The sequence below is a fragment of the Gordonia aichiensis NBRC 108223 genome, assembly GCF_000332975.1.
GTDB classification, from domain to species: domain Bacteria; phylum Actinomycetota; class Actinomycetes; order Mycobacteriales; family Mycobacteriaceae; genus Gordonia; species Gordonia aichiensis.
Genome location: NZ_BANR01000022.1, coordinates 49,418 through 73,459, shown reverse-complemented (window position 1 = coordinate 73,459; position 24,042 = coordinate 49,418). Strand labels below are relative to the sequence as shown.

At 64.7% G+C, this 24,042-nt stretch carries 19 protein-coding genes and 1 tRNA gene; 11 read left to right on the top strand and 9 right to left on the bottom strand.

The window, feature by feature from the left end:
- Positions 1 to 7: 7 nt before the first annotated feature.
- The 6 genes from GOACH_RS17860 to rdgB all read left to right on the top strand — a co-directional run bounded on the left by GOACH_RS17860 (position 8) and on the right by rdgB (position 4,742).
- A complete protein-coding gene (locus GOACH_RS17860; RefSeq protein WP_005177779.1) occupies positions 8 to 979 on the top strand; it encodes a PLP-dependent cysteine synthase family protein in 972 nt (323 codons plus the stop codon).
- A 46-nt stretch (positions 980 to 1,025) separates the two neighbouring features.
- The gene (locus GOACH_RS17855; RefSeq protein WP_040519070.1) at positions 1,026 to 1,676 is read left to right on the top strand and encodes a rhomboid family intramembrane serine protease; all 651 of its coding nucleotides are present in this window, start codon (positions 1,026 to 1,028) and stop codon (positions 1,674 to 1,676) included.
- A complete protein-coding gene (murI, locus tag GOACH_RS17850) occupies positions 1,643 to 2,482 on the top strand; it encodes a glutamate racemase (protein ID WP_005177775.1) in 840 nt (279 codons plus the stop codon). Before GOACH_RS17855 ends, murI begins: the two co-directional genes overlap by 34 nt.
- 104 nt (positions 2,483 to 2,586) lie before the next feature.
- The gene (locus GOACH_RS17845; protein WP_005177771.1) at positions 2,587 to 3,354 is read left to right on the top strand and encodes a cyclic nucleotide-degrading phosphodiesterase; all 768 of its coding nucleotides are present in this window, start codon (positions 2,587 to 2,589) and stop codon (positions 3,352 to 3,354) included.
- A gap of 17 nt (positions 3,355 to 3,371) precedes the next feature.
- On the top strand, positions 3,372 to 4,127 hold the full coding sequence (gene rph, locus GOACH_RS17840; RefSeq protein ID WP_040519069.1) for a ribonuclease PH: 756 nt from the start codon (positions 3,372 to 3,374) through the stop codon (positions 4,125 to 4,127).
- A 3-nt stretch (positions 4,128 to 4,130) separates the two neighbouring features.
- Entirely contained in the window at positions 4,131 to 4,742 is a 612-nt protein-coding gene (gene rdgB / locus GOACH_RS17835; RefSeq protein ID WP_005177766.1) for an RdgB/HAM1 family non-canonical purine NTP pyrophosphatase, read from the top strand.
- Between the two features lie 20 nt (positions 4,743 to 4,762).
- Here the strand turns inward: rdgB and GOACH_RS17830 are convergent, their stop codons facing one another.
- The 3 genes from GOACH_RS17830 to GOACH_RS17820 are packed head-to-tail and all read right to left on the bottom strand — an operon-like array spanning position 4,763 to position 6,753.
- Complete coding sequence (locus GOACH_RS17830) at positions 4,763 to 5,869, bottom strand: glycosyltransferase (RefSeq protein ID WP_005177764.1); 1,107 nt, start codon at positions 5,867 to 5,869, stop codon at positions 4,763 to 4,765.
- Between the two features lie 45 nt (positions 5,870 to 5,914).
- Positions 5,915 to 6,286 carry a DUF3817 domain-containing protein gene (locus GOACH_RS17825; protein ID WP_005177762.1) on the bottom strand — a complete coding sequence of 124 codons (372 nt, stop codon included), beginning with the start codon at positions 6,284 to 6,286 and terminating at the stop codon, positions 5,915 to 5,917.
- Entirely contained in the window at positions 6,283 to 6,753 is a 471-nt protein-coding gene (locus GOACH_RS17820; RefSeq protein ID WP_040519068.1) for a glucitol operon activator, read from the bottom strand. Before GOACH_RS17820 ends, GOACH_RS17825 begins: the two co-directional genes overlap by 4 nt.
- A gap of 60 nt (positions 6,754 to 6,813) precedes the next feature.
- Between GOACH_RS17820 and GOACH_RS17815 the strand changes: the two genes are divergently transcribed.
- A tRNA-Leu gene (locus GOACH_RS17815) sits at positions 6,814 to 6,898 on the top strand.
- Between the two features lie 105 nt (positions 6,899 to 7,003).
- Positions 7,004 to 7,201 carry a hypothetical protein gene (locus GOACH_RS17810; RefSeq protein WP_157227823.1) on the top strand — a complete coding sequence of 66 codons (198 nt, stop codon included), beginning with the start codon at positions 7,004 to 7,006 and terminating at the stop codon, positions 7,199 to 7,201.
- 3 nt (positions 7,202 to 7,204) lie between these two features.
- Here GOACH_RS17810 and GOACH_RS17805 read toward each other — a convergent pair whose 3' ends face one another.
- The 3 genes from GOACH_RS17805 to GOACH_RS17795 all read right to left on the bottom strand — a co-directional run bounded on the left by GOACH_RS17805 (position 7,205) and on the right by GOACH_RS17795 (position 14,100).
- Positions 7,205 to 9,157, bottom strand: a complete 1,953-nt coding sequence (locus GOACH_RS17805) for an ATP-binding protein (RefSeq protein WP_052004062.1) — start codon at positions 9,155 to 9,157, stop codon at positions 7,205 to 7,207.
- Between the two features lie 221 nt (positions 9,158 to 9,378).
- On the bottom strand, positions 9,379 to 12,684 hold the full coding sequence (locus tag GOACH_RS17800) for a GH92 family glycosyl hydrolase (RefSeq protein WP_005177748.1): 3,306 nt from the start codon (positions 12,682 to 12,684) through the stop codon (positions 9,379 to 9,381).
- Between the two features lie 108 nt (positions 12,685 to 12,792).
- Positions 12,793 to 14,100: an SGNH/GDSL hydrolase family protein gene (locus tag GOACH_RS17795; protein ID WP_005177746.1), complete on the bottom strand. Its 1,308-nt coding sequence runs from the start codon at positions 14,098 to 14,100 to the stop codon at positions 12,793 to 12,795.
- 115 nt (positions 14,101 to 14,215) lie between these two features.
- On the opposite strand from GOACH_RS17795, the gene GOACH_RS17790 reads away from it, so the two are divergent.
- Positions 14,216 to 15,592: an NAD-dependent succinate-semialdehyde dehydrogenase gene (locus GOACH_RS17790; RefSeq protein WP_005177744.1), complete on the top strand. Its 1,377-nt coding sequence runs from the start codon at positions 14,216 to 14,218 to the stop codon at positions 15,590 to 15,592.
- Positions 15,593 to 15,659: 67 nt separating this feature from the next.
- Here GOACH_RS17790 and GOACH_RS17785 read toward each other — a convergent pair whose 3' ends face one another.
- A complete protein-coding gene (locus GOACH_RS17785; protein ID WP_005177743.1) occupies positions 15,660 to 17,393 on the bottom strand; it encodes a hypothetical protein in 1,734 nt (577 codons plus the stop codon).
- 399 nt (positions 17,394 to 17,792) lie between these two features.
- On the opposite strand from GOACH_RS17785, the gene GOACH_RS17780 reads away from it, so the two are divergent.
- Positions 17,793 to 19,274 (top strand): DUF7782 domain-containing protein, encoded by a 1,482-nt coding sequence (locus tag GOACH_RS17780; protein WP_040519067.1) that lies wholly within the window; start codon positions 17,793 to 17,795, stop codon positions 19,272 to 19,274.
- Positions 19,275 to 19,434: 160 nt separating this feature from the next.
- Positions 19,435 to 20,583 carry a phosphatase PAP2 family protein gene (locus tag GOACH_RS17775; protein ID WP_005177739.1) on the top strand — a complete coding sequence of 383 codons (1,149 nt, stop codon included), beginning with the start codon at positions 19,435 to 19,437 and terminating at the stop codon, positions 20,581 to 20,583.
- 152 nt (positions 20,584 to 20,735) lie between these two features.
- Here GOACH_RS17775 and opgC read toward each other — a convergent pair whose 3' ends face one another.
- Both opgC and GOACH_RS17765 read right to left on the bottom strand, forming a co-directional pair.
- Positions 20,736 to 21,902, bottom strand: coding sequence for an OpgC domain-containing protein (opgC, locus tag GOACH_RS17770; RefSeq protein WP_085950625.1), 1,167 nt, complete (start codon positions 21,900 to 21,902; stop codon positions 20,736 to 20,738).
- Between the two features lie 104 nt (positions 21,903 to 22,006).
- Positions 22,007 to 23,794: an AMP-dependent synthetase/ligase gene (locus tag GOACH_RS17765; protein WP_005177734.1), complete on the bottom strand. Its 1,788-nt coding sequence runs from the start codon at positions 23,792 to 23,794 to the stop codon at positions 22,007 to 22,009.
- Between the last annotated feature and the right edge of the window lie 248 nt (positions 23,795 to 24,042).

The following is a 24,042-nucleotide window of genomic DNA, read 5'->3' as shown; positions in this document are numbered from 1 at the left end:
GGACGTCGTGGCGCGATACACGTCGCTGATCTCGTCGGTGGGCAATACACCGCTGATCGGATTGCAGCGCCTCTCACCCCGCTGGGAAGACTCCGACGACGGCCCGCACGTGCGACTCTGGGCGAAGCTGGAAGACCGCAATCCGACGGGATCGATCAAGGATCGGCCCGCGTTGCGCATGATCGAGCAGGCCGAAGCCGACGGGCTGCTGCGGCCGGGCTCGACAATCCTGGAACCGACCAGCGGCAACACAGGCATTTCGCTGGCCATGGCCGCAAAGCTCAAGGGCTACCACCTGATCTGCGTGATGCCCGAGAACACCTCGGAGGAACGCCGATCACTACTGCGCATGTACGGGGCCGAGGTGATCTCGTCGCCTGCGGCGGGCGGCTCGAACACCGCGGTACGTGTGGCCAAAGAACTCGCCGCGGAGCACCCCGAGTGGGTGATGCTCTATCAGTACGGCAACGAGGCCAACTGGCGCGCGCACTACGAGGGCACCGGCCCGGAACTGTTCGCCGACCTCCCGGAGATCACCCACTTCGTCGCAGGGCTCGGCACCACGGGAACATTGATGGGTGTGGGGCGGTACCTCCGTGAGCAGAATCCCGACATCGAGATCGTGGCGGCAGAACCACGCTACGGCGACGAGGTGTACGGCCTGCGCAACATCGACGAGGGATTCGTGCCCGAGTTGTACGACGAATCGGTGCTGACCCGCCGCTACTCGGTACAGGGTGGCGACGCCGTCGCTCGCGTGCGTGAACTGATCGACCGCGAGGGGATCTTTGCCGGAGTGTCGACGGGCGCGATCCTGCAGGCGGCGCGCGGCATCGGGCGCAAGGCACTCAAGGAAGGCAGACGTGCCGACATCGGCGTCGTGGTGCCGGACGCGGGATGGAAGTATCTGTCCACCGGGGCGTACGACGGTAGCCTTGAGGACGCCGAGCAGGCGCTCGAGGGACAGCTCTGGGCGTAGCCGCACGCACGGCCGAGCTTGTCGAGACCCCCGGGAGAAGGACGAGATGACATCGAGTACGACCCCAGGGACTCGGGGAGCACGACCGCTGTGGGTGCGGTCGGCGATCGTGATGGCGTGCATCGTCGCGGTGCTGTTCATCATCGAGGCCATAGACGCCGCTACCCATTACGACCTCGATCGCGCGGGAATCGAGCCGCGTCGTATCGACGGCCTCGACGGGATCCTGTGGGCGCCCTTTCTGCATGCGGACTGGCAGCACCTGTTCGCCAATCTCGTGCCGCTGATCGTCCTCGGTTTCATCCTGTTGCTCAGTAAGCGATTCCTCGTCGTCACGGCGATCGTATGGATCGTCTCCGGGCTCGGCGTGTGGCTGTTCGCACCGCCCTACTCTGTGACGGTCGGGGCGTCGGGCATCATCTTCGGCTGGCTGACGTATCTCCTCGTGCGCGGTCTGTTCAACCGAGACCTCACCCAGATCGCGATCGGCGTGATCTTGTTCCTCGTGTACGGCTCGGTGCTCTGGGGCGTGTTTCCGGGCACCTTCGGGGTCTCGTGGCAGGGGCATCTGTTCGGCGCGATCGGCGGGGTGTTGGCTGCGTGGTTCCTTGCCGACCGGGATCGTCGACGATCACGGAGAATCTCAGCGGATCCTGCGTCGCCGTGGGGTCCGACGACACCGGGGGTGCGCTCATAGTCACCAACACACGCGCCGACGCGCCCATCGGAATCTTCGATTCCGGCGTCGGGGGACTCACTGTCGCGCGCGCGATCATCGATCAGCTGCCCGACGAGGACATCGTCTACATCGGCGACACCGCGAATGGGCCGTATGGACCGTTGACCATTCCCGAGATTCGGCATCACGCCCTGGCAATCGGCGACGACCTCGCCGAGCGCGGGGTCAAGGCGATCGTGATCGCCTGCAACACCGCATCCGCGGCCTGCCTGCGTGATGCGCGCGAGCGGTACGCGCCGATCCCGGTGATCGAAGTCGTACTCCCCGCGGTGCGCCGAGCGGTCGTCGCCACGAAGACCGGCAGGATCGGCGTACTCGGCACCGAGGCCACCATTTCGTCGCGCGCCTACCAGGATTCGTTCGCCGCTGCCCGTGACGCACAGATCACCGCGGTCGCCTGCCCGCGTTTCGTCGACTTCGTCGAGCGTGGCATCACCAGTGGACGGCAGATCCTCGGCCTGGCACAGGGCTATCTCGAACCTCTCCAGGAAGCCGATGTCGACACCGTGGTCCTCGGCTGCACGCACTATCCGCTGCTGTCGGGCGTGATCCAGTTGGCGATGGGCGACGAGGTGACGCTGGTGTCCAGTGCCGAGGAGACCGCCAAGGATCTGTTCCGCGTGCTGACCGAAAGCGACCTGTTGCATCCGCACAGCGGACGTGAAGCCGTCCGTCATTTTCAGGCGACCGGCGACCCGGAGATGTTCGCGAAGCTCTCGAGACGGTTTCTCGGCCCGGTCGTCAGGTCAGTCGACCCGGTCTGACACACGGCGTATCTCCGCGGCCCGGGCCTGGTCACGTCCCGCAGCGTCGTGCTTGTGGCCCATATGTGGTCTGCGCGCTACACGCGCGTGGCAAGGTAGTGCCTATGCGTTTGACTGTCCTGGGGTGTTCGGGCAGTGTCGGCGGCCCCGGCGCGGCGTGCTCGGGATACCTGCTGACACTTCCCGGTCACCGGCCCGTGCTCGTCGACTGTGGTCCGGGCGTGATGGGGGAGTTGCAGCGACTCGTCGATCCCAATGACGTCGACGTCGTCCTGAGCCATCTGCATGCCGACCACTGCCTCGACCTGCCCGCGATGCTCGTGTGGCGGCGCTACGCGCCCACGCCCGCGACCGGATTGGCATCGCTGTACGGACCACCCGGAACCGCGCTCCGTATAGGCGCGGCGTCGAGTGAGTTCGCCGGCCAGGTCGACGACATCAGCGACACCTTCGACACTCACGAGTGGACCGACGACATCGAGATCACGCTCGGGGGGATCACGATCGACCCGATCCGGGTCGACCACCCTCCCGCCACCTTCGGTTTGCGTTTCACCGGCCCGCAGGGGCAGGTCGTCGCCTACAGCGGCGATACAGGCCCATGCGACGCCGTGATCGATCTGGCCGCCGACGCTGACATCTTCCTCTGCGAGGCGTCGTGGACGCATGCGCCGAGCGAACGCCCACCGCACCTGCACATGTCGGGTATCGAGGCGGGCGAGGCAGCTACCAAGGCCAACGCGAAATCGCTGGCGATCACCCATGTTGCGCCATGGTCAGATGCCGAGGCGATCCTGGCGGAGGCGCGCAGCACCTTCTCCGGGCCCGTCGAACTGGTGCGTCAGGGCCAGGTGTTCGACCTTCCGGGTTGATCTCTACAGTTGACGTCGTGACCACACGAGCTGACGGCAGGGCCGACGACGAACTGCGTCCCATCACCATCACCCGCGGATTCACATCCAATCCCGCAGGGTCGGTGCTGATCGAATTCGGTCAGACGAGGGTGATGTGCACCGCGAGTGTCACCGAGGGCGTCCCGCCCTGGCGCCGCGGCTCGGGCCTTGGCTGGCTCACCGCCGAGTACTCGATGCTGCCCGCAGCGACCCATGAACGGTCGCGCCGCGAATCGGTCAAGGGCAAGATCGGCGGGCGGACCCACGAGATCAGCAGGCTCATCGGGCGGTCGCTGCGGGCCTGCATCGACCTCGGTGCGCTCGGCGAGAACACCGTCGCACTCGACTGCGACGTGCTGCAGGCCGACGGCGGCACGCGCACAGCGTCGATCACCGGCGCGTACGTTGCGCTCGCCGATGCGGTGACCTGGCTCAAAGCCGCTGGACGACTGTCGGATCCGCAGCCGCTCTCGTGCATGATCGCTGCGGTGAGTGTCGGTGTCGTCGACGGCCGGGTGCGCCTCGACCTCCCCTACGAAGAGGACTCGCGTGCCGAGGTCGACATGAACGTCGTCGCGACGGATGCGGGCACCCTCGTCGAGGTCCAGGGCACCGGTGAGGGTGCGACGTTCCCGCGCGCGACGCTCGACAAGTTGCTCGACATGGCCGAGATCGGGACCGACAAGCTCTTCGAGGCACAGCGCGAGGCCCTTGCGCTGCCGTATCCCGGCGATCTTCCCGAGTCGGTCTGACTGATGCCGCAGGTACTGCTCGCAAGTCGCAACCGCAAGAAACTCGCGGAGCTGCAGCGGGTGGTCGACGCCGCGGGCCTCAGCGGTCTCGAGGTGATCGGGCTCGACGCCGTGCCGGAGTATCCCGAGGAGCCCGAGACTGGTGCGACCTTCGAGGACAATGCATTGATCAAAGCGCGCGCGGGCGCGCGCGCCACTGGTTTGCCCTGTCTCGCAGACGATTCCGGAATCGAGATCGACGCGCTCAATGGGATGCCCGGGGTGTTGTCTGCGCGATGGAGTGGTGTGCACGGTGACGACGCAGCCAACAACGCGTTGGTGCTTGCGCAGCTCGCGGACACTCCTGACGAACGACGCGGTGCTGCTTTTGTTTCCGCATGCGCGCTGGTGTTGCCGTCCGGTGAACAGACCGTGGTGCGTGGCAAATGGCGCGGTCGATTTGCCCGAGAAGCGCAGGGTCGCAACGGCTTCGGATACGATCCACTGTTTCTGCCGGACGACGCAGATGCTGCCGGACGCTCGGCCGCTGAACTCTCTCCGTCCGAGAAGGACGCGTTGAGCCACCGCGGGAAAGCGTTGGCGCAGTTGGTGCCCGCACTCGCCGCGCTGGCGTGAGCGCCGGCAGCACCGTCGGCTCAATGACCGGCGTGCACCGACAGCATTCGTGACACCGAACCGGCCCAGGTGAACTGAGATGCCCGGGCGCGTGCGGCACGCTCGCGTGTCGGGCGCGGAATCGACAGAACCCGCTCGACGGCGTCGGCGAACCCCGCACCCGAATTGTCGGCGAGTGCGCCGCACGAATCGTCGACCATGCCCGCAACCGCCGACGACCGCGATCCGACGACGGGTGTTCCCGAGGCGAGAGATTCCAGTGCGGACAGGCAGAACGTCTCGTGCGGTCCCGGTGCGAACGAGATGTCGGTGCTGGCAAGCATGCAGGCGACGTCGTGGCGATTGCGCAGGTGGCCGAGGAATGTGACCGGAAGCCCGCGCGCCGCGTGCTGAAGTGCGCCACGCATCGGCCCGTCTCCCGCGATCACCAGGTGCACGGGAAGCCCGGCGCGATGAAGTCGACCGACGGCGGCGATCGACCGGTCGGCGCGCTTCTCCACCGACAGCCGACCACAGTGAGCGAGCAGCGTCGTCGAACCGTCTGCCCACCGAGCGCTGAGTTCCGGGTTGAGGTGATGGGGCGCGAATTGATCGAGGTCGACGCCGAGCGGTGCGCACACGACGTTCTCGGCGCCGATGCGCTCGAACTCTGCTGCAGCGAACCCGGTGGTGCACACCACTGCGTCGTACGAGCGTGCGGTGGCGGCATTCGCTCTGTCTGCCAGCGCACGTGCGCTGGGGCGCGGCATGATCAGCGTGAGTAGTCTGTCGAGGCGCTCGTGGGAGACCATCGCCGACGGGATGTCGCGACGTCGGGCCCACGCTCCGAATCCGCGCAACGTCAAGCGGTCCGACACCTCGAGTGCATCCGGTCGAACATGCGCGAGCACACCGGCCACACGCCGTGCCGACGCCAGTCGGTAACCGCCGAAGAAGGGTATGCGTGGTGCCGGAACCGACACCTTGACGACGCCGGAGGGCATCAGCTCCTCGCGCGAATCGTGTCCCGGGACCACGAGCACGACCTCGTGACCGGCGGCTACGTAGCCCGCTCCCCAGCGGTCGACGGCCGTGCGCAGCCCACCTGAGCGCTCACCATAGAAGTTGGCCAACTGGACGATGCGCATTCCGCCAGTCAGCCGCGGTCACATGAACGCGGTGCTGCACCGCGTTCACGAGATGTTGAACTGCGCCTTTACTTCCTTCGTCCGGATGTGCTCGACGTAGAAGGACAGGAACGGAATGGTGCCGGCGATGGCGGTCAGAACGATCTTTCCGACCGACCAGCGCACCTTGATGCCGAGGTCGATCGCGCAGATCAGGTAGATGAAGTAGATCCAGCCGTGGACCGGCGGCACGAAGTCGAGGGCGTGATTGCCGAACCCGTATCTGATGATCAGCTCGACGACGAGCAGCAGCAGCCAGATACCGGTGATCCATGCGAGAACGCGGTAACGCGTGAGCGCGCTCCGTACCTTGGCCACCGGCGTGGTCGTCTGAGCGGACTGCGCTGGTTCGACGGTCTGTGGGGTCTCGCTGCTCACCTGTGGTGTTCCTCCGTGTGTGTGGTGTCGCCGCGCGCTGCGGGCGCTGTGACAGGCTCCGCCGCGTGGTGCTCGCGGTCTGCGGCGGCGAGCTCGGCGAGGTATCGGTTGTAGTCGGTGAGCGTGGAGTCGTCGTGTGCGGGGTCGGCGGCGAGAGACGATGCGCTCGGTGTGTCGGCTCGCTCGGGCAGGATGCCCTCGGGTATCTCGGTGACGCCGTGCGGCCTGAGTTTCTCGACCTCATCCGGGTCGGCTTCGAGTACCACGAAACGCCGGTACGCCCAGACGAACGCGATCGCGAAGGCGGGCCACTGCAGCGCGTACCCGAGGTTCTGGCCGGTGCCGCTCGTCGACTCGTATCGGTCCCATTGCCACCACGCCATGCCGAGACATACGACGGCGGCGAGCGCCACCAGCACCAACAGTGCCGGGCGGTGCCGACGGGCACCACGACGCGTAGTAGACATACCTTCGACGGTACCTGGCCTGGGTCTATCGCCGCGCGACCGGTACTGTTGAGTGCGCACGCGCGAGTGGCGGAATTGGCAGACGCGCTGGATTTAGGTTCCAGTGTCCTAGGACGTGGGGGTTCAAGTCCCCCCTCGCGCACCAGCTGGTCAACACGGGTGAGGCACCCTATCCCTGGCACTTCGAGGATCACGCTGCCCAGAAATCTGACACAAGTTGACACAACTCGCGGCTAACTCTGCGTAAAGCTTGGTGATCGAGCGCGACGGCGACCTCATCGACCGGGCGTTAGTGCAAGTGCCGCCGAACCGTGCCGACGACGTGGTGGTGATCAACTTCGCCGACCTGCACAACTTCTTCTCGTACAACCCGCTCGACATTGAGAGCGCTGAGCATTCCGGTAGTCGGTTGGTGAACATCTTCAAGAAGCAGCCCCTAAACCCATGATCGCTATGCGCCAGCAGCTCTAAGCTTGTCTGGCACCGTCTCTTCGGCGAAGTGCTTGTTCACATAGTCAATCGCGTGTTCACGTGACGCATCGTGGTTCAGTGCATCCTTGAAGAAGCGAAGCTGATCAGCCCGCTCGTCAATGATCTGCGCCCAGGTTTTCACCCAGATTCGCGCGGGCGGATCTTGGTCGCGCCAATCGGCCAGTAAGCCTAGAGGGTTGTCTTGAATATCTTTCGTAGTGAGGCGGTCAATCTTGGTCGACACCAGGACGAAGTCCCAGTGTGACTTTCGACCTTTAAACTGCGCGTCGCTCGTTACGGCATCTGCGTACGACTTGATCTGGTTGACTTCCTTCGCGGAGATGGTCACGCTGGGGCGCTTGAGCTCTACGACCAAATAGTCGTTTCGTCCTACTGCAGGTCGGGATTGGCCGAGCATCATGTCGACTCGTCCGACTGAGCCATCTGCGCGACGAACGGGTTTTGGTTTCGTCGCTACACCTTCGATGTGTGCCATGTAGCGGTCGAGAACCGTATCGAGGCTGCGGTCACTTGCCATGAGGTCGTATTCCTCGCCGAAGACCCAAGTGTTCTTCTCGAGCATGGCGTGAAGCTGGGTTCGCTCCTGTGTTGACTTGTTCGTCTCGGGATCAAAGACCATCTGCTTCAGCGCCTGAAGGAAATCGAGCCGATTCACGAGCTTCGTATTTGCTTCGATGAGCTGGGTAATCTGTGTTCGGTCGAGTAGCGATGCGAGACGTTTGACTTCATGCTTCGGTAGCCCCATGACGCTCTCGAGCACCTGCATGGTCTCGTCCGGGCTGTTTGCAACGGTCGTCTTTAAGAGCGCGAGCATCCCGCGTTGTTGCTTTTCGCTCTTCGGCAGTTTGCGGGCGATGGTGGTAGCGACGAAGTCAAACGTCTCGCGTTCAAGGCGTTGAAGCTCATCCTCGGGGTCTTTGTCGTACGGATAGATCCCGTCATCAACCCATAACTTGACCTGTTCCTCACGACGGGCAGCGTCGCGATCTTTGAAGTACTCCTTGATTTCTTTTCGTGCGGCGGTGACAACGTCACTGACTGGACCATCGAGCTCGGCGGCTGCAAGTTCCTCATCGCTCAAGTCATTGAAGTGATCCCACAAGATGAACGCTGTGTACTCGAGTCCGGGCGTGTGGATGTTCGGATGTACCGAAGTCCGGATGGTTCCCTTTGTGTCGCACAGATGGATAGCGCGTTCGGCTGCTTCGTGCCATTCAATGATCCGGAGCTTGGGGATCTGGTTCTTGTCGTTCTTGAACTCGACCAGTTCCTTCTCAAAGCGGTGCCGTTCGGCCGCTGTAGGATCGAGCTCATCGCCCTTGAACAGAATTTTCACATCCGGGTTCTCAGTCAAGAAGACTGAGAAGGTTGTAGTCAGTCGGCCTACTGCGCTCTTGGCTTCAATGCGAGTGATGTACTTCGGTGGGTTGATCGCCTCGAAGACTGTTCCGGCGGTATCACCAGGGAGCGTCGGCTGCGTGTCGCTCTCGAAGTTCGTTGGATCGTTCACCGATCCGCTGATGACGCTGCGCTTCAACTCGCCAGGTGTATTGCGAGCAGTTGTCGTCCACTTGATCAGATCACCCAATGCGAAGCCGCGAATACGCCCTTGGCCATTGCGGCCATTCAGCTGTCGGTTGATGTTGGGCGACTTTTTTGCCGTCTGCTTCCACGAGCCCCCCAGATGCCCGAAGCTTGACTTCACTTCTTCTGGCATCACTCCATGGCCGTCGTCAGTGATAGTCACCCGAGCGATGCCGTCTAGTCCATCGGGTTCAACGTCGATGCTTACTTTGTGAGCCTCGGCATCGAGGCTGTTCCAGACAAGTTCAACGACGGCGCGTACAGGATCGTCACGGTGAGCGATCCGGATTACATAGTCGTCTTGAGCATCGATGTGGAAGCGGTTCACGTGAGCAGTATCGCGTACGACTCCGACAGGCGATGCCAACAGGCGACGTAGCTGTCACGTTTGTAGCTTGCATTCGATTGTTGGCACGTTGCCACGTAGTTGACAGAACTCGTGCCGACAGCCTTCCGCTCTGTTAGAGAACATGCAAGTCAGATGTGCGCACAAGACGCAACAGGGGCCATGTACTCGATTTAGGTTCCAGTGTCCTAGGACGTGGGGGTTCAAGTCCCCCCTCGCGCACCATCATCTTCGGTGCTCAGCCGGAAGAACTCCAGCTGCGACACCTCGACGTCGTGGGTGGCTCGTAGTCGGATCTCAGAGGTCGTGGTCGGCACCGGCAGCGTGAAGATCCGGGTCTGTCTGTCCCAACGGAACGTGGCCGTTCGTCCGTCGACGACGATCCACGTGTCGCTCGCATCGAGCGTCTCGACCGTCCATGCCGCCGTCCCCGCAGACCGTGGGGTGACCGTGTAGTTGTCGACGAGTGTCGGGACGTCGAACGCCCAGCCGACCGCCTGCCCGGCCGTCAACGTCAACGGGGGCGTCGACGAGTCGTCGTCGAAGGCGTTGCCCGCGTCGCTCGGTCCGCGGGAACAGCGGGCTGCGTCCTCGGGAAAGGTCAGATCTCGCGGCGGTCGGGGCATCGCGCCGGGCGGGGTCAGTGATGGTGGTACCGAGCCGGCGGCCCAGGGGGTCGGTTCTGGTCCGAGTGCGACGCGAATCAGCGCACCGTGACGTAATCGCTCGCGGGGGACCGTGATCTGCTGCCACGGCTCGCCGTCGATGGTCACCGACTCGATGTAGCGATTGGTCGCCGACGCCGCGGGCGCTTCGACGCGGACGACGGCGCCGTCGTCGAGCGTCCAGCTTATCGACGGGAACGTCGGTGCGGTGATCACGAACTCTCCGGAACCGATGGTCAGCGGGTACAGGCCGGTGGCAGCGAACAGGTACCACGCCGACATCTCGCCGTTGTCCTCGTCGCCCGGGTAGCCCTGTCCGATCTCGGAGCCGAGGAACAGTCGCTGCGTCGCCTCGCGCACCATCTCCTGGGTTCTGGCATGGGCGAGGTTGCCGGGTGTTGACGCGAATGCGTACATGAACGGAATGTGGTGGGCCGGTTGGTTGGACAGTGCGAGCATGCCCATACGCGTGTCGCGGGCCTCCCGCATCTCGTGGATGACAACGGGGTACGAGCCGCGGACGTCGTCGCGTCCGGTCTCCTGCAGCGCGCGGAACTCGTCGAGCCGTCGGCACAGGGCGTCGCGCCCGCCGTGCAGCGCAGCTATGCCCTCACCGTCTTGTGGTGCGGTGACACATGTTCCCCACGCGTTGGTTTCGGTGTAGTCGAGTCCCCAGTTGCGGGGATCGAAGGTGTCGATGGGTCGGAACCCGCCGGATCGATCGCGGCCACGGAAGAAGCCGGTCTGCGCATCGAACACGCTGGCGTAGTTCGTGGCTCGAGCGGTGAACCACGTCGCGTTGGCTCGGAATTCGTCGATCCGACGGTGCGTCGGAAACCGGTCGGCGAGCACGCGCGAGAACACCGCGATGGCCGCGTCGTTGATGGCGGCGTCGACGGTCCAGCTCATGCCCTCGAAGGTCTCGGTGTCGGTGAACCCTCGAAACAGTGAACGCTGCAAGCCCTTTCGTCCCACGCGCGGGTCGTCCGAGGGTGTGGTTGCGTTCCGAAGGCATGCGTCGTATGCGGATTCGAGGTCGAAGTCCAGACCTGCCAGCGCAGCGTCGGCGAAAACGGCGTCACTACTGGTGCCGGTCATGATGTCGGCAGGGCCTGGAGCCGACCAGCGACTCGTCCAGCCGCTGCGTCGGTAGTGCTCGACGAAGCCGTCGACGAGTTCCGCGGTCGACGTCGGCCACACGAGTGTGCGCAGCGGCCAACTCGCCCGGTACGAGTCCCAGAATCCGTCAGTCGTCGTCAGCGTGCCCTCGACGACGGGTCGTGCGGTGTGAGTGGGACCGTCGACTGGTGCTGAGCAGAAGGGATCGGCGTACGCCATGCGCGGACTGTGTGGGGTGCCGACGTTCTCGTGTGCGATGTTCGGGTACAGGTGCACGCGGTGCAGACACGAATACAGGGTGGTCAGTTGGTCGGCGGTGGCACCTTCGACGTCGAGCCGGCCGAGGATATCGTTCCACGCGGTTCGGCTGGTCGCCCAGATCTCGTCGAAACCGCCTCGCGCGAGCCACATGTCGTAGTCGAGGTTGCGGTGCGCCTGCTCGATACTGATAAACGACGTTCCCACGGCGAGAACGGCGCGCCGGTTGTTGGACACGTCAAGGTCTATCGAACCGAGGACCGCGCTACGTTCGTGCGTCGAATCGGCATGGGCGAGCGAGGTCACCGGTACGTCGATTCGTGCTGAGAAGTACATGCGGGGGACGGTGACCAATCCGCCAGGTCCGTCTACGAATCCGGTGACAAGCCCGTCGGTCGCCTTGTCCAGGACCAGCGCGCCGGCATTGTCGAACTGGTCGAAGATGAGGGACCCGGAATCGGTGGGAAATCGCATCCGAAGCCACACGGACCACAAGCCCGCAGTCAGCTCGGCGTCGATACCACCGTGATCGGCGCCTCCGCCGAGGGGAACGGCGTAGCGATCGGGTCGGTCGGCCTCGTCCTCGTGTGAGAACCGAAGCGCACGGGCGTCGCGGTCGAGCGGTGGACGGCGACGCACCGCAGGGAAGAACTGCAGCACGCCGCGGTCGCCCATCCAGGGACTGGGAATGTGGGATGTCGCGAAAGACTGTAGCCGCGAACGGTTCTCGGTGTCGTTGGCCTCGTGGTACGAGTACGGCCATCCCCGGTTCCCTCCGTCGGTCATCGGCAAGCCGAACACCGATCCGTGCGGTGAGGCCACCAACGGCGCGCAGTTTCCGCGGGAGAAGCGGTCACTCGAGTGCGTTCCGCGGGTCGTGCGTACACGATGAATGCGCTCGAGTGACTCGGGTTCGGCGCGGCGTAACCCCACGTCGTCGAGGAATCCGTGCATGCGTCGTCGTGTACGAGTCCCGTCGGCTCGTACGGGCGCCGTGATCCGTAGCAGCACCCGCGTGATGCGACGATCGGCGAAGGCAGACAACCGGATTCGTTTCAGAGTCCACTGGTCGACGGAGACGGTGCGCGAATCGTACTGCGCCGCTGGATCCACGATGACGCCGTGTTGGTCGCGCAGACGCTGATCGGACAGCGTGCTCCCGTCGTCGAATTCGAGGTCGAGTGCGACGGCGGTCCCCGCATAGGAGTCCCGCACGTCTGGCTCGTCGGCGTCGAACACGGGATGCAGCGCATAGACGAGTTCCTGCTCGCCGTCGATGACGAGCCCGACGAGGTCGCAGTCGCCGACGTCGAAGACCAATTCACGATCGGCCTCCGCCGTGAAGGCGTACACCCACGGTTGCAGCGACGTCAGACCAGCGAGTGGCTTGGAGTTGACCGGGTGGGCGGGGCCGGGCCCGCGACGCAGCGTGCCGTCTGGTCTGTCCCCGCGCCGAGATGCCTGCACGATCGCCACCTTAGCGAGCGATGCCCGTCAGCAGGTCCGAACGGGTGCGTGACGATGTGCGGAGCCGGAGCGATATCCGATGCTCGCGACCTTCAGGGATCGTGGCGTTCAGAGAATCGTGTCGACGACGAACTCCGATATCGCGCCGCGCGCGCCTACGCCGTTGGCGACCGCGGCGGCGCCCGGTTGTGCGACGCTCTCGACGCGCGCCACGTGGACCACGATTCCGTTCCGCATGAGCCAGACGTCGTCGCCGTGGACGCCGAGGGTGAGGAGGTCGCCGGGGCGTGTGATCGTGTGTGGTTCGGCGAGGTCGATCAGGCGGTCGTCGACGCGCAGGAGGAGGCTCAGCATTCCGTCCGGCGCGACGCTGCACCGAATCGCGTCGGGTGCTGTGGCGGTCTGCAGCGATTGTCGTCGTACATCGAGGAACCATTGCCGCGGCTCGCCGGTGGGGAGTTCTGCGAGGCGGGCGGTGAGTTCGTAGTCCGGCACCGGCATCTCGATTCCGACAACACCACGTCGGCTCCCGGTGTTGCGGAGCGCGCCGTCGGCCACCACATACTCTCCGGGTTCGCCCGACCAGATAACCGAGTTGCCACCCCACGCTGAGTCCGATGGTGCGCCCACCACCTCGCCGCAGTGGGCGAAGATGTCGGAGCACCACACGCGTCGACGTCCATCGGCGCGAATCGGGGCGGGCAGCGGAATGCGCAGCGCCGCAGTGATCGTCGACGCCAACAGATCGTGTCCCGCCACTGTCATGTGGACTGCGTCGGAGGCGATGAGGTGTAACGGATCCGCCTCGGGCAGGCCCGCCGCGCTGAACGGTTCCGATGCGTCGATCAGCAGCACTGCGTCGGGAGCGTCCGATGCGACGGCGCGCAACCGATCTCGATAATCGGTCCACGAGATCGTCCCGTCGGCGGTATCCATGCGGTGGTAGGAGTGCACCAGAACGTGCACCATCGCCGGCGACGCGTCAGCGAAGTACATGAGATTCGCACGAATGTTGCGCTCGTAGATCGCGGGATCGACACCGTCCCCGAAATCATTGGAACCGACCATGTGCGTCATGAGGATCGGCCGCAACGACGCGATCGCCGCCCGACTCGTGTCATTGAGGTAATTCGCCGACGTCGTACCCGAGACACCGGCATTGACCACCACGACGCCGGGCACGGCGGTTGACATCATCGACGAACCCGCGAGGGTGACGCGACCTTGCGACGGTCGGCCGTCCAGACGCGGATACGCGGCCTGCACCGTTCGGGCCCACCGCTGCACCCAGCTGTGTGACTGGTCGTCGAGGCCGTGGCCGGAGGTCGTCGACGATCCGGCGGTGACGATCACTGCTTGGCGCGAGCCTGCCGTGGCGAGCGCGGCGTGAATCCTGCCGAGGACGTGTGCGGACACCCGGCACACGTTACTCGTGGTGCACATGGGTTCGATGTGGCCGCAACGGGTTGCGATCGGATCAAGATGGACATTTCGGGCACAGCTGGTGTGATCGCGTCCGTAGCGTCGGGATATGAGCAGCTATGTGACTACAAATCCTGCGACCGGCGTCACCGAACGCGAATTCCCGACTCTTCCCGACGACCAACTCGACGCGCTCGCCAAGCGATCGCTCGACGCGTACACGCAATGGCGGGACACCTCGCCGGCTGCGCGCGCCGAGATGCTCTCGCGCACTGCGGATCTCTACGAGAAGCGGGCCGACGAGCTGGCCGCGGCGATCACCACCGAAATGGGCAAGGTGACCAAACAGGCTGTCGGCGAGGTGCAATTGGCCGCCAGCATCTATCGCTGGTACGCCGACCACGGGCCCGACCTACTCGTAGACGAGAAGATCGATCCCCAGGGCGCAGCCGAATCGCTCATCCAACGCCGCCCCATCGGGCCGCTGGTCGGAGTGATGCCCTGGAACTACCCCTACTACCAGGTGGCACGTTTCGTGGCCCCGAACCTGATGCTGGGCAACACCATCATCCTCAAGCACGCCTCGATCTGTGCGGCGTCGTCGGCGCTGATGGCGGACGTCCTGCACGAGGCGGGCGTGGGCGAGGACGTCTACATCAACGCGTACATCAACAGCGACCAGGTGGCGAAACTGTTGGAGAACACTGCTATTCGCGGTGTATCGCTGACCGGTAGTGAGGCGGCGGGTGCCGCGGTAGGCGCAGAGGCCGCCAAGAACCTCAAGAAGTCGGTGCTCGAACTCGGTGGGTCCGACCCCTTCGTCGTGCTCGATACCGACGACATGGCCCGCACGGTCAAGGTCGCGTCACGGGCTCGTCTGTCCAACACGGGTCAGGCCTGTAACTCGCCGAAGAGGTTCATCGTGCTCGACGACCTCTATGACGACTTCGTGGCCGGTCTCGTCGAGGCCTTCAAGTCTGCGAAGGTCGGAGATCCGACAGACCCGGCGACACAGGTCGGACCGCTGTCGTCGGAAAGCGCGCGGGACACCGTCGCCGAGCAGATCGACAAGGCTGTACAACAGGGAGCGACACTGCACACCGGTGGCACACCGATCGGCGACAGCGGTGCCTTCCTCGAGCCAGCAGTTCTGACCGACATCACTCCCGAGGCCGATGCGTACTCGGAGGAGATCTTCGGCCCGGTGGCGATGGTCTACAAGGCCAGCTCGATCGATGACGCTGTCCGCGTGGCCAACGACGTCCAGTTCGGGCTCAGCGGATCGGTGTGGAGTACCGACATCGAGAAGGCGCAGCAGGTTGCCGACCGACTCGACGTCGGTATGGCCTACATCAACGAGCACGGCACGACGCTGCCCGGACTGCCCTTCGGCGGGGTCAAGCGATCCGGCTATGGTCGCGAGCTTGGTCGGTGGGGGATGGGCGAATTCGTCAATACCCGGCTTCGCCGCACGTCCGAGAAGTAGTGCGGCGAATCCGGTTGCGATCGTCCTCGTAGATCGAGACCGATCGCAACCGGATCTGCGACCGAGGTCAGCCGGCGGCCGGAATGGTGAAGGGTAGCCCCGGCACCGGAGTGATCGCGGGCTTCGTCGAGGGGGCTGCCGCGCGACGACGGTCCTCACCGGCGGGCACCGACGGCGACGTCGTGGAAGTGCCTGGCTTTAGCGACTTCTCCGCGTCGGACTTTTCGGTGTCGATCTTCTCGGTGCGGAGACCGTCCCTGGCGTCGCGCAGCTTCTTGTTCTGCTCGGCGCCCAGCCCGGTGCCCGTGGTGTCGTCTTCACGCAGACACATCGAGCGGATCACGTTGTGGTAGTTGACGAGTCCGTAGGTGATGGCCGCAGATCCGGCCGCGTTGAGCAGGCGGACGGGAGTGAGCGGAAGACCTGTGATGCCTGCGGCCTCGAGGCCCGCCGACTCCACGAGTCCGCCCGCTGTGCTGAACAGATACAGAGAGAGGTACAGCGAGTAGTACGCGGCGGTCATTCCCTTGGTGACGGTGAGGTCGGAGAGCGGTACCGTCGCCGCGAGGTTGTCGCCCTGGCCGATGTTGTGCCCGAGGCCCAACGCGATGTCGAGGGGTGCGCCGCCGACGTAGGGAATGATCGTGCCGATGTAGGAGGCAATCGATTCCGCCGTGTTGAAGTCCGCGGGATCGGCAGGAATCAGGTTGTGCGGGATCGGCGTCGAGCGCATCGTCGAAAGAATGCGCTTGGTCTCGTTGCGGATGTTGCGCTTCTGCGCCTCGGTGGTGACCATCGTCTGCGCGTAGTCGGAGGTGCGGGTCACGATGCGTGACAACGGAAGCGAGCCGACCGGAGCGCAGGTCTTGTTATCGGCGAGTGCGAGTTGATCGGCGATGTCCTGCACGATCGCCGGGATCGGGATGTTGTAGCGAACGGTCTCACTCGGACGGCCGGCGTCGTCCTTCTGTTCCTTCGTGACGCGCGCGACGCACTGGTTGATCATCGAGCTGGCGATGGCCTGATAGGTGTACTGGGCTCCGAGCGCGCTGGCAGAGACTCCCAACTGCAGGATGCTCTTCCAGGTGATGAAGCCCGCGAGGGTGTTTTGGATTGATTGCCCGTTCTCGGTGCTAGGTATTGGACTGCCCGGAATCGGCGCGATCTGCGACAGCACCTTTGCCGGCGCCACGACCGTCGCGAACAGGTACAGCCAGGCGGTCTCGACCGCCTGCATGAGCGTGATGCGGCTGACCGGGATGGCGTCGTTCTGCTTGCCATCGCGGATCTTGAGGAGTTGCACGACGATCCACTGTGAGATGGGGGTGCGGTACTTCAGTGATGGGTCGTCGGTGTCGGCGCCCAGGGCGAGCGGGCTGTCGGAGATGGCCAGCGTCGAGACGTTCATCTGGTCCATGTCGCGGTGTGCCTGCGCGCGGGCAGCCAACGCGTTCTGCTTCAACTGCGGCGGAAGCGACGGCAGGATGGACTCGAACAGGGAGTCGTAGACGACCGATAGTGTCGTGAATTCTGCACTGACGCAGGTGGTTTCCTTGCCCAGGTTCTCCTTGGGGGTGGCCAGCAGTGACCGCTTCGATTCACCGATGCGGTCGAGACGCTCGTCGTACGTCTCGGCTGGCTTCGGCGTCGGCTTGGCCTTCTTCTGCGCAACGGACGTGGCAACCTGCTGCTGGTGCGCAGCCTGGGTCGCCACGACTGCTGCCGCGCCATTTCCGGTCGCCCCAGCGGCGAACACCGAACAGAGCGTGGTGGCCGCGGTGACCCGGACGAGCCACGTCACTCCGGTCCTCGACCGCCCTGCTGTCTCCGAATGGTCCTGACCCCCGCCTCGCACCATGAAGCTCTCTCTTCTCATGTACTCAACCGAATGGCTGCTGCCGACTGCTCACTCACCGTGTCGCAGGCGCAGACGCCGGGCGACAGTTGGTGAGGTTAGCATAACCTTAATGACACTCTCAGGTCACTATCAGGTCTCGTCGGACACTCGGAAGAGTAGGGCACAGGGAGCAGGCAGTACAGATACTTGCGACATGTGGTCCGAGTGTCCTGTGTCACGTTGTTGCCGACGTCGGTCCTACGATTGGCATGGACCAGCTCTCCGGGCCGGTTCCTGATCGGATGTCGAGAGGACCGTGATCGCATTTCCCCACATGACCATCGCCACCCACTCGCCGACGAGGTGGTTGTGGATTCGCTCGGCGACGACCTCCGGGCCGCGCACTACGACTCAGAAGGCGTATCCGACCTGCTCGGCGAGGACGCGAACTCCGCACTCGGCAGGGGGGTGTGGTGGCCCGCGTTTCGGGCTACCACGGCCGCTCCCGCCGCACGTCGACCGCTCGCGACGCTGATCCGATTGTTCCTTCTCGGGTCCGACGAACCGTGCGATGACGTGGTCGAGGCGTTCACGTCGACGCCGCTCGACGCATTGATCAGCAACGGCGTCGTCGAGCGCGTCGGCGATGGGCGGGTCCGCGCCATCCTCGACATCCGACCGCACGCCGACGACGTCCGGGACTACCTCGTGGTCTCCGACCAGGACGCCGCGATGCGATCAGGTCCGGTTGCCCCCGATCACGTGCTGGGCATAGGCGGTGCGTCGATCTCGTTGGCGCGCGCCATCATTCGTGACCCGGTCGGGTCCGCACTCGACCTGGGTACCGGTTGTGGAATACAGGCGCTGCACCTGGACACCCACGCCGACCGCATCGTCGCGACCGACACCAACCCCCGAGCGCTGGCGTTGGCTGCGGCGACCGCGCGCCTCAACGGGATGACGTGGGATCTGCGTGAGGGCAGTCTGTTCGATCCGGTCGGTGACGAACGCTTCGATGTGATCGTGTCCAATCCGCCTTTCGTCGTCGGTGCGGGATCGCGGGACTACGAGTATCGGGACTCCGGGATGGAGGGTGATGCGCTGTGCGCCCGACTGATTCGTGAAGTACCCCAACACCTGACACCTGGTGGCACCGCGCAGTTGCTCGCCAACTGGATCGTCCACGAGGACACCGACTGGCGCGAACGAGTCGGTTCCTGGATCGCGGAGACCGGCCTCGACGGCTGGGTCGTGCAGCGTGAACTCGCCGATCCGGTCGACTATGTCTCGCTGTGGTTGTCCGACGCCGGCGAGGAGCCCGCTCAGGTGGCCGCGAGGGGTGCGGCCTGGCTCGACTGGTTCGAGCAAGAGCGCATCGCGGGAATCGGCATGGGAGTCATCACGCTTCGCGATCGCAACGGCAGAAGCGGCGCGCCCGACGTCGTGCTCGAGGAGATCACCGGTGCCGGTGAGGAGGTCACCGGCGCCGAGGCCAGGGCGTTCCTCGATCGCCGCGAGTACCTGCGTGAGACGACCGATGCCGCGCTGCTCGCCGCACGACTGAAGACCGCTCCGGTGTTCCTCGACGCGCAGTCACTGCCCGGTGACGACGGCTGGCAGGAGGTCGGTGCCACCGTTCGGCGCCCAGGCGGCCCCGGTGCCGTACTCGGCGTCGACGAGGTCTCGCGGGCGCTACTCGCGGGCTGTCGGGGCCAAGTACCACTCGGCGCCCTCATCGACCTCCTCGCAGGATTTCATGGTGTTGACGCCGAGGCGCTTGCGCAGGCTGCGCTGCCGGTCGTGCGCGAGGCGATCGGTCGAGGAATTCTCTACGAGGTCCGTTGACGCCTCGACGGTGAACCGACCGGATTGTCCGACCCCGACTCATTGGGACAGTGCTGGTCATCTGACGTTCACCGGATCGTCGACGTCGCGTTGCTGCGGGCTGGTCAGCTGAGTGGGTTCAGCACGCCCCGGGCCGGGGCGTCTCGTCGGGAGGAGCATGATGCGCGTACGGAGTAGCCGTCGGATACTGACCGCAGCCGTCGTCCCGGTCATCGCAGCGGTGGGACTACTGATCCCGGGCACGGCGTCGGCCGCCCCGACAGCGTGCGCGTTCACGCCGACCACGGTCTCGACGGCGGGTGGCTTCTCCACGGGCGACAAGGCGGCACCCTTCAGCACGCCGAAGCCCTCGGATCACATCGCGACTCTCGACGCGTTCAGTTCGCTCTCCCCGGCGATCAAACAGCAGAATCTCCTGGAAACCATTGCGGTGAACAATACTGCGAGCCAGAAGGTGTCGAGTTACGCCGTCGACGACAACTATGCGATCGAGGGGCCTGCGATCTTCAACGCCCTCGGCTCCACGCTTTCCCCCGCCTTCTACGACGCGCTCAAGGCGGGACAGCTGCCGAAGACCAGCGAACTGCTGCTCGGCGAGAAGGCGTTGGTCGGTGAACGCGTGGGGACCTCAAAGGAGAAGAAGCACTTCGACTACAAGCGTCCCTTCGAGGTCGCACCCACGTTCATTCGCCACTACGGCGATGGTCGGCCCGACCTGTACGCGTCGGTGCGTGGCAGCGGCTCCTATCCCTCAGGTCACACCACCTGGGGTTACGCTCAGGCGTTCTTGATCGCGACGATGCTGCCCGAGGTCGGACCCCAGGTTCTCGCGCGCGGCGCCGAATACGGCTACCACCGCATCGTTCTAGGGGTTCACTATCCGCTCGACGTGATCGGTGGCCGGATGCTCGCGGAGAACATCACCTCCGAGGTCATCGCCGATCCCAAGTTTGCGTCGCTACTGGCTCAAGCGCGCACCGAGTTGCGTACCGTCCTCGCGGCCAGAGTCGGGGCACCGATCGGCCGCATCGTCGGATGCCAGCAGCCGTACGTGTCGACCGGCGACGCCCTGCGCAGCTACCGGCAGCGCGCCACCTATTCCTTCCTGCCAACGGGACCCGCAGCGCCCGTACAGGTTCCGGCAGGTGCAGAGAACCTGATCCGTGCCGCGCACCCGGGCTGGTCGACGCAACAGCTGCGAGACCTATTGGCGCGCACAGCCCTTCCCGGCGGCTATCCGCTCGACAAGACAGGACCGAGCGGCGGCTGGCAGCGACTCGACATCGCCAGGGCATGGGTGACTCGCTGAGGCAGGCCGCGCAGCTCAGATAGGTCGGATCGCAGCGCAGAAAACCACGTCCCTCGGGGCCTGCGCACGTACCGGTACATGCGGAGGCCTCGAGGGACGTAACTTTCTGCGCAGCCGACCTGAGTTCCCGGACCAGTCAACGGCTACGGAACTCAACCGGGTACAGCTTCGCTGACAGGTTCGCGTTCCGAGTTAGGAGCAGCCGAGCCGTCGGACGGCGGAGCAGCGGGGATGCGCGTCGCGCGGTAGGCGATCGTCGGTATCCGATGAAGCTTGTCGATGCCGACGACGCGCCGGAACTCCGCCCACGCCCAGCAGGCCCCGAACACGAGCAGGGTGGCTGCGACCGCGGTTGTCTCGGCCCACGGCCGATGGGCGATGTGGATGGGCACGATGATCAGAGCGATGGCCTGAATCACGTAGGAGTCGAGGCTGCGGGCACCGGTCATCACCAGGGGACGCAACCAGTCGTGATGCCACACACGCAGCAGCGCGCGGAAGATGCCGTAGAGAGCCGGGACCACGACCCACGCACCCAGTGCGCGAGCCGGGGCGAATGACACCTTGTCGGCGAAATGTGGCTCGAATTCGGCCCAGGGGCCGGTGTCGATGACGTAGTGGAACACCACCCACACGCACACGGCTCCCGCCACGATCGCGACGAGGTACTTGTCGATGAATCGAGCTCCATGCCACCGACGCCAGTTCCACCCGACGACCACTGCAGGGACGAACATGATCTGCCAGGCCGCCCAGTTCTCGGTGCGCGGCGACGCCATCGACTGTGTGAGGAAGAACCAGCCGGGGGAGTGGATCTGCGCGAGCACGTACAGCGCCGCCGATGTAACGAGTACGAAGACCCACCACCCGCGCATCAGCAGGGGGAACACCACATACGCCGACGCCATCAAGACCATGTACAGCAACAGGATGTTGCCACCACTCGGCAGGTAGTCCATGGCCAATGCCGACCGGATTCCGTCGAGCCACCCGTCGATCGGCAACAGGAGCGTCAGCCAGCGATGACCGGCCATGGCGGCGGCTACGGCAACGAGGGCGATCGTCAACTGGCAGACGTAGAGCACGACGATCCGCTTGGTGAGTCGGCGGTAGGCGAACCGCAGCCCGTGCCGCTCGATCCACCGCTGATACACCAGTCCGAGGACGAATCCCGACAACAGAACGAACGCCGACATTCCGTCGACGTAGGGGAAGGCGTGCGTCGGCTCTGCGATGCGCATACCGAGCGCGAAGTGTGCGGTGATCATCGACCAGATGGCGACGCCGCGCGTGGCGTCGATGGCGAGATCACGAGTCATGGTCACCCGAGCGTAGAAGACCGCACCCCGCGTGGCCGTGCAGGGCCACGCGGGGTGCGGGTGTGAAACGTGTCTACAGTGCCGTCACATGACGAGGTCGGCGATCACGTGTAGAGGTCGGCGATCGCCTTCTGATGAGCCGAGTGGATGACGTTGCGCTTGAGCTTCATCGTCGGTGTCAGCTCACCCGAGTCGATGGTGAAGTCGGTGTCTAGGATGTTGAACTTCTTGATCGCCTCGGCTTTGGACACCTTCGCGTTGGCGGCGTCGACCGCCTCGGCGATCTCCGCGCGCAGTTTCTCGTTGGTCGCAAGGTCGGAGAGCGAGGTGTCCGACGCCAGCCCGTTGCGCTCCAGCCACCCGGGAACCGACTCGGTGTCGATGGTGATGAGCGCTGCGATGAAGGGCTTGTTGTCGCCGACGACGAGGCACTGGCTGATCATCGGATGCGCACGGATCGAGTCCTCGAGCTGGGCGGGGGAGACGTTCTTGCCTCCGGCCGTGACGATCAGTTCCTTCTTGCGGCCGGTGATGTAGAGGAAGCCGTCCTCGAGGTGCCCCACATCACCGGTGTGGAACCACCCGTCACGAATCGCATCCGCGGTGGCGCCGGGGTTGTGCCAGTATTCGGTGAACACCACCGGCCCCTTGACGAGCACCTCGCCGTCCTCGTCGGCGATCGCGATGGAGACGCCGGGGATGGGACGTCCGACCGAACCCACACGCTGGTGTTCTTCGCTGTTCGCGGTGATCGCCGCGGTGGTTTCCGACAGTCCGTAGCCTTCGTAGACCGGAACGCCTGCACCGCGGAAGAAGTGCCCGAGGCGGGCACCGAGCGGGGCGCCGCCGGAGATCGCGCCATCGCAGTTGCCGCCGAGAGCCGCGCGCAGTTTCTTGTAGACGAGGGCGTCGAACACCGCGTGCTTGAGCCTCAGTGCGATCCCCGGACCACCCTGCTCGAGAGCCTCGCTGTACTCGATCGCGGTGTCGGCGGCCTTGTCGAAGATCGACCCCTTGCCACCGTCATACGCCTTCTGCTTGGCCGAGTTGTAGACCTTCTCGAAAACACGCGGCACAGAAAGGACGTAATTCGGCTTGAAGGTCGCGAGATGCTCGACGAGGTGTGGGATGTCGCTCGTGTGGCCGACGATGACCCCACTCTCGAGACTCGCCACCGCGATGACTCGGGCGAAGACGTGTGCCAGCGGCAGGAAGAGCAGCGTCGAATTGCCTTCTTCGAGTCCCGACCCGACGGCCTCGCGCGTGGCAGCGCACTCGGCGAGGAAGTTGGCGTGGGTGAGCACCACACCCTTGGGTCGGCCGGTCGTGCCCGACGTGTAGATCAGCGTCGCGGCGTCGGAGGAAACGGTATTGGCATGCCGCGCATCGAGTTCGGCGTCGGGGACGTCCTTCCCGCGCGTACTCAGTTCGTTGATCGCTCCGTTGTCGATGACCAACGTCTCGCGGACGGCAGGGAGTGCGTCGGTCACCTCGCGGAACTTGTCGCGATGGTTGTCGTCTTCGACGATCAGCATCACGGTGCCGGAGTCGTCGAGGAGGTACTGCACCTGATCGGGAGCCGAGGTCTCGTACACCGCGACAGTCGTCGCTCCCGCGCGCCAGATGGCGTAATCGAGAACCGACCACTCGTAGCGCGTGGCCGAACAGATCGCGACGCGGTCGCCCGGCTCGACGCCCGATGCGACGAGACCCTTCGCGACTGCGTCGACCTCGTCGGCGAAATGCTTGGCGGTCACCGTGATCCACTGGCCTGACGAGAGGCGCTTGAAGAGTGGCAGCGTCGGGCGCTCGTCACGGTAACGGAGGAGGGTATCGACCAGCGTGGCCTTGTCTTCGACGGTCAGATCCGACGGAGTGGCGTACTGCTGCATGTAGGTGGCTCCCTGGAAGCGTGTGATCCGGCATTTCGGACATAGGCGAGGGCGGACGTGTCGCCGCTCACATATGTTGGCACTGAGGGTAGCAGGGCAGTGGCGTGCGTCACATTCGGGCGCCTTCTGTCACTCAGTGGTCGCGTTCCCACTCCATCTCGAAGCGGACCTGCTTGGCGAGTTCGTTCCGGACTTCTTCGGGCATCGTGAGCCAGGAATTGCGGGTGTGCCATTCGAAACACGCCGTC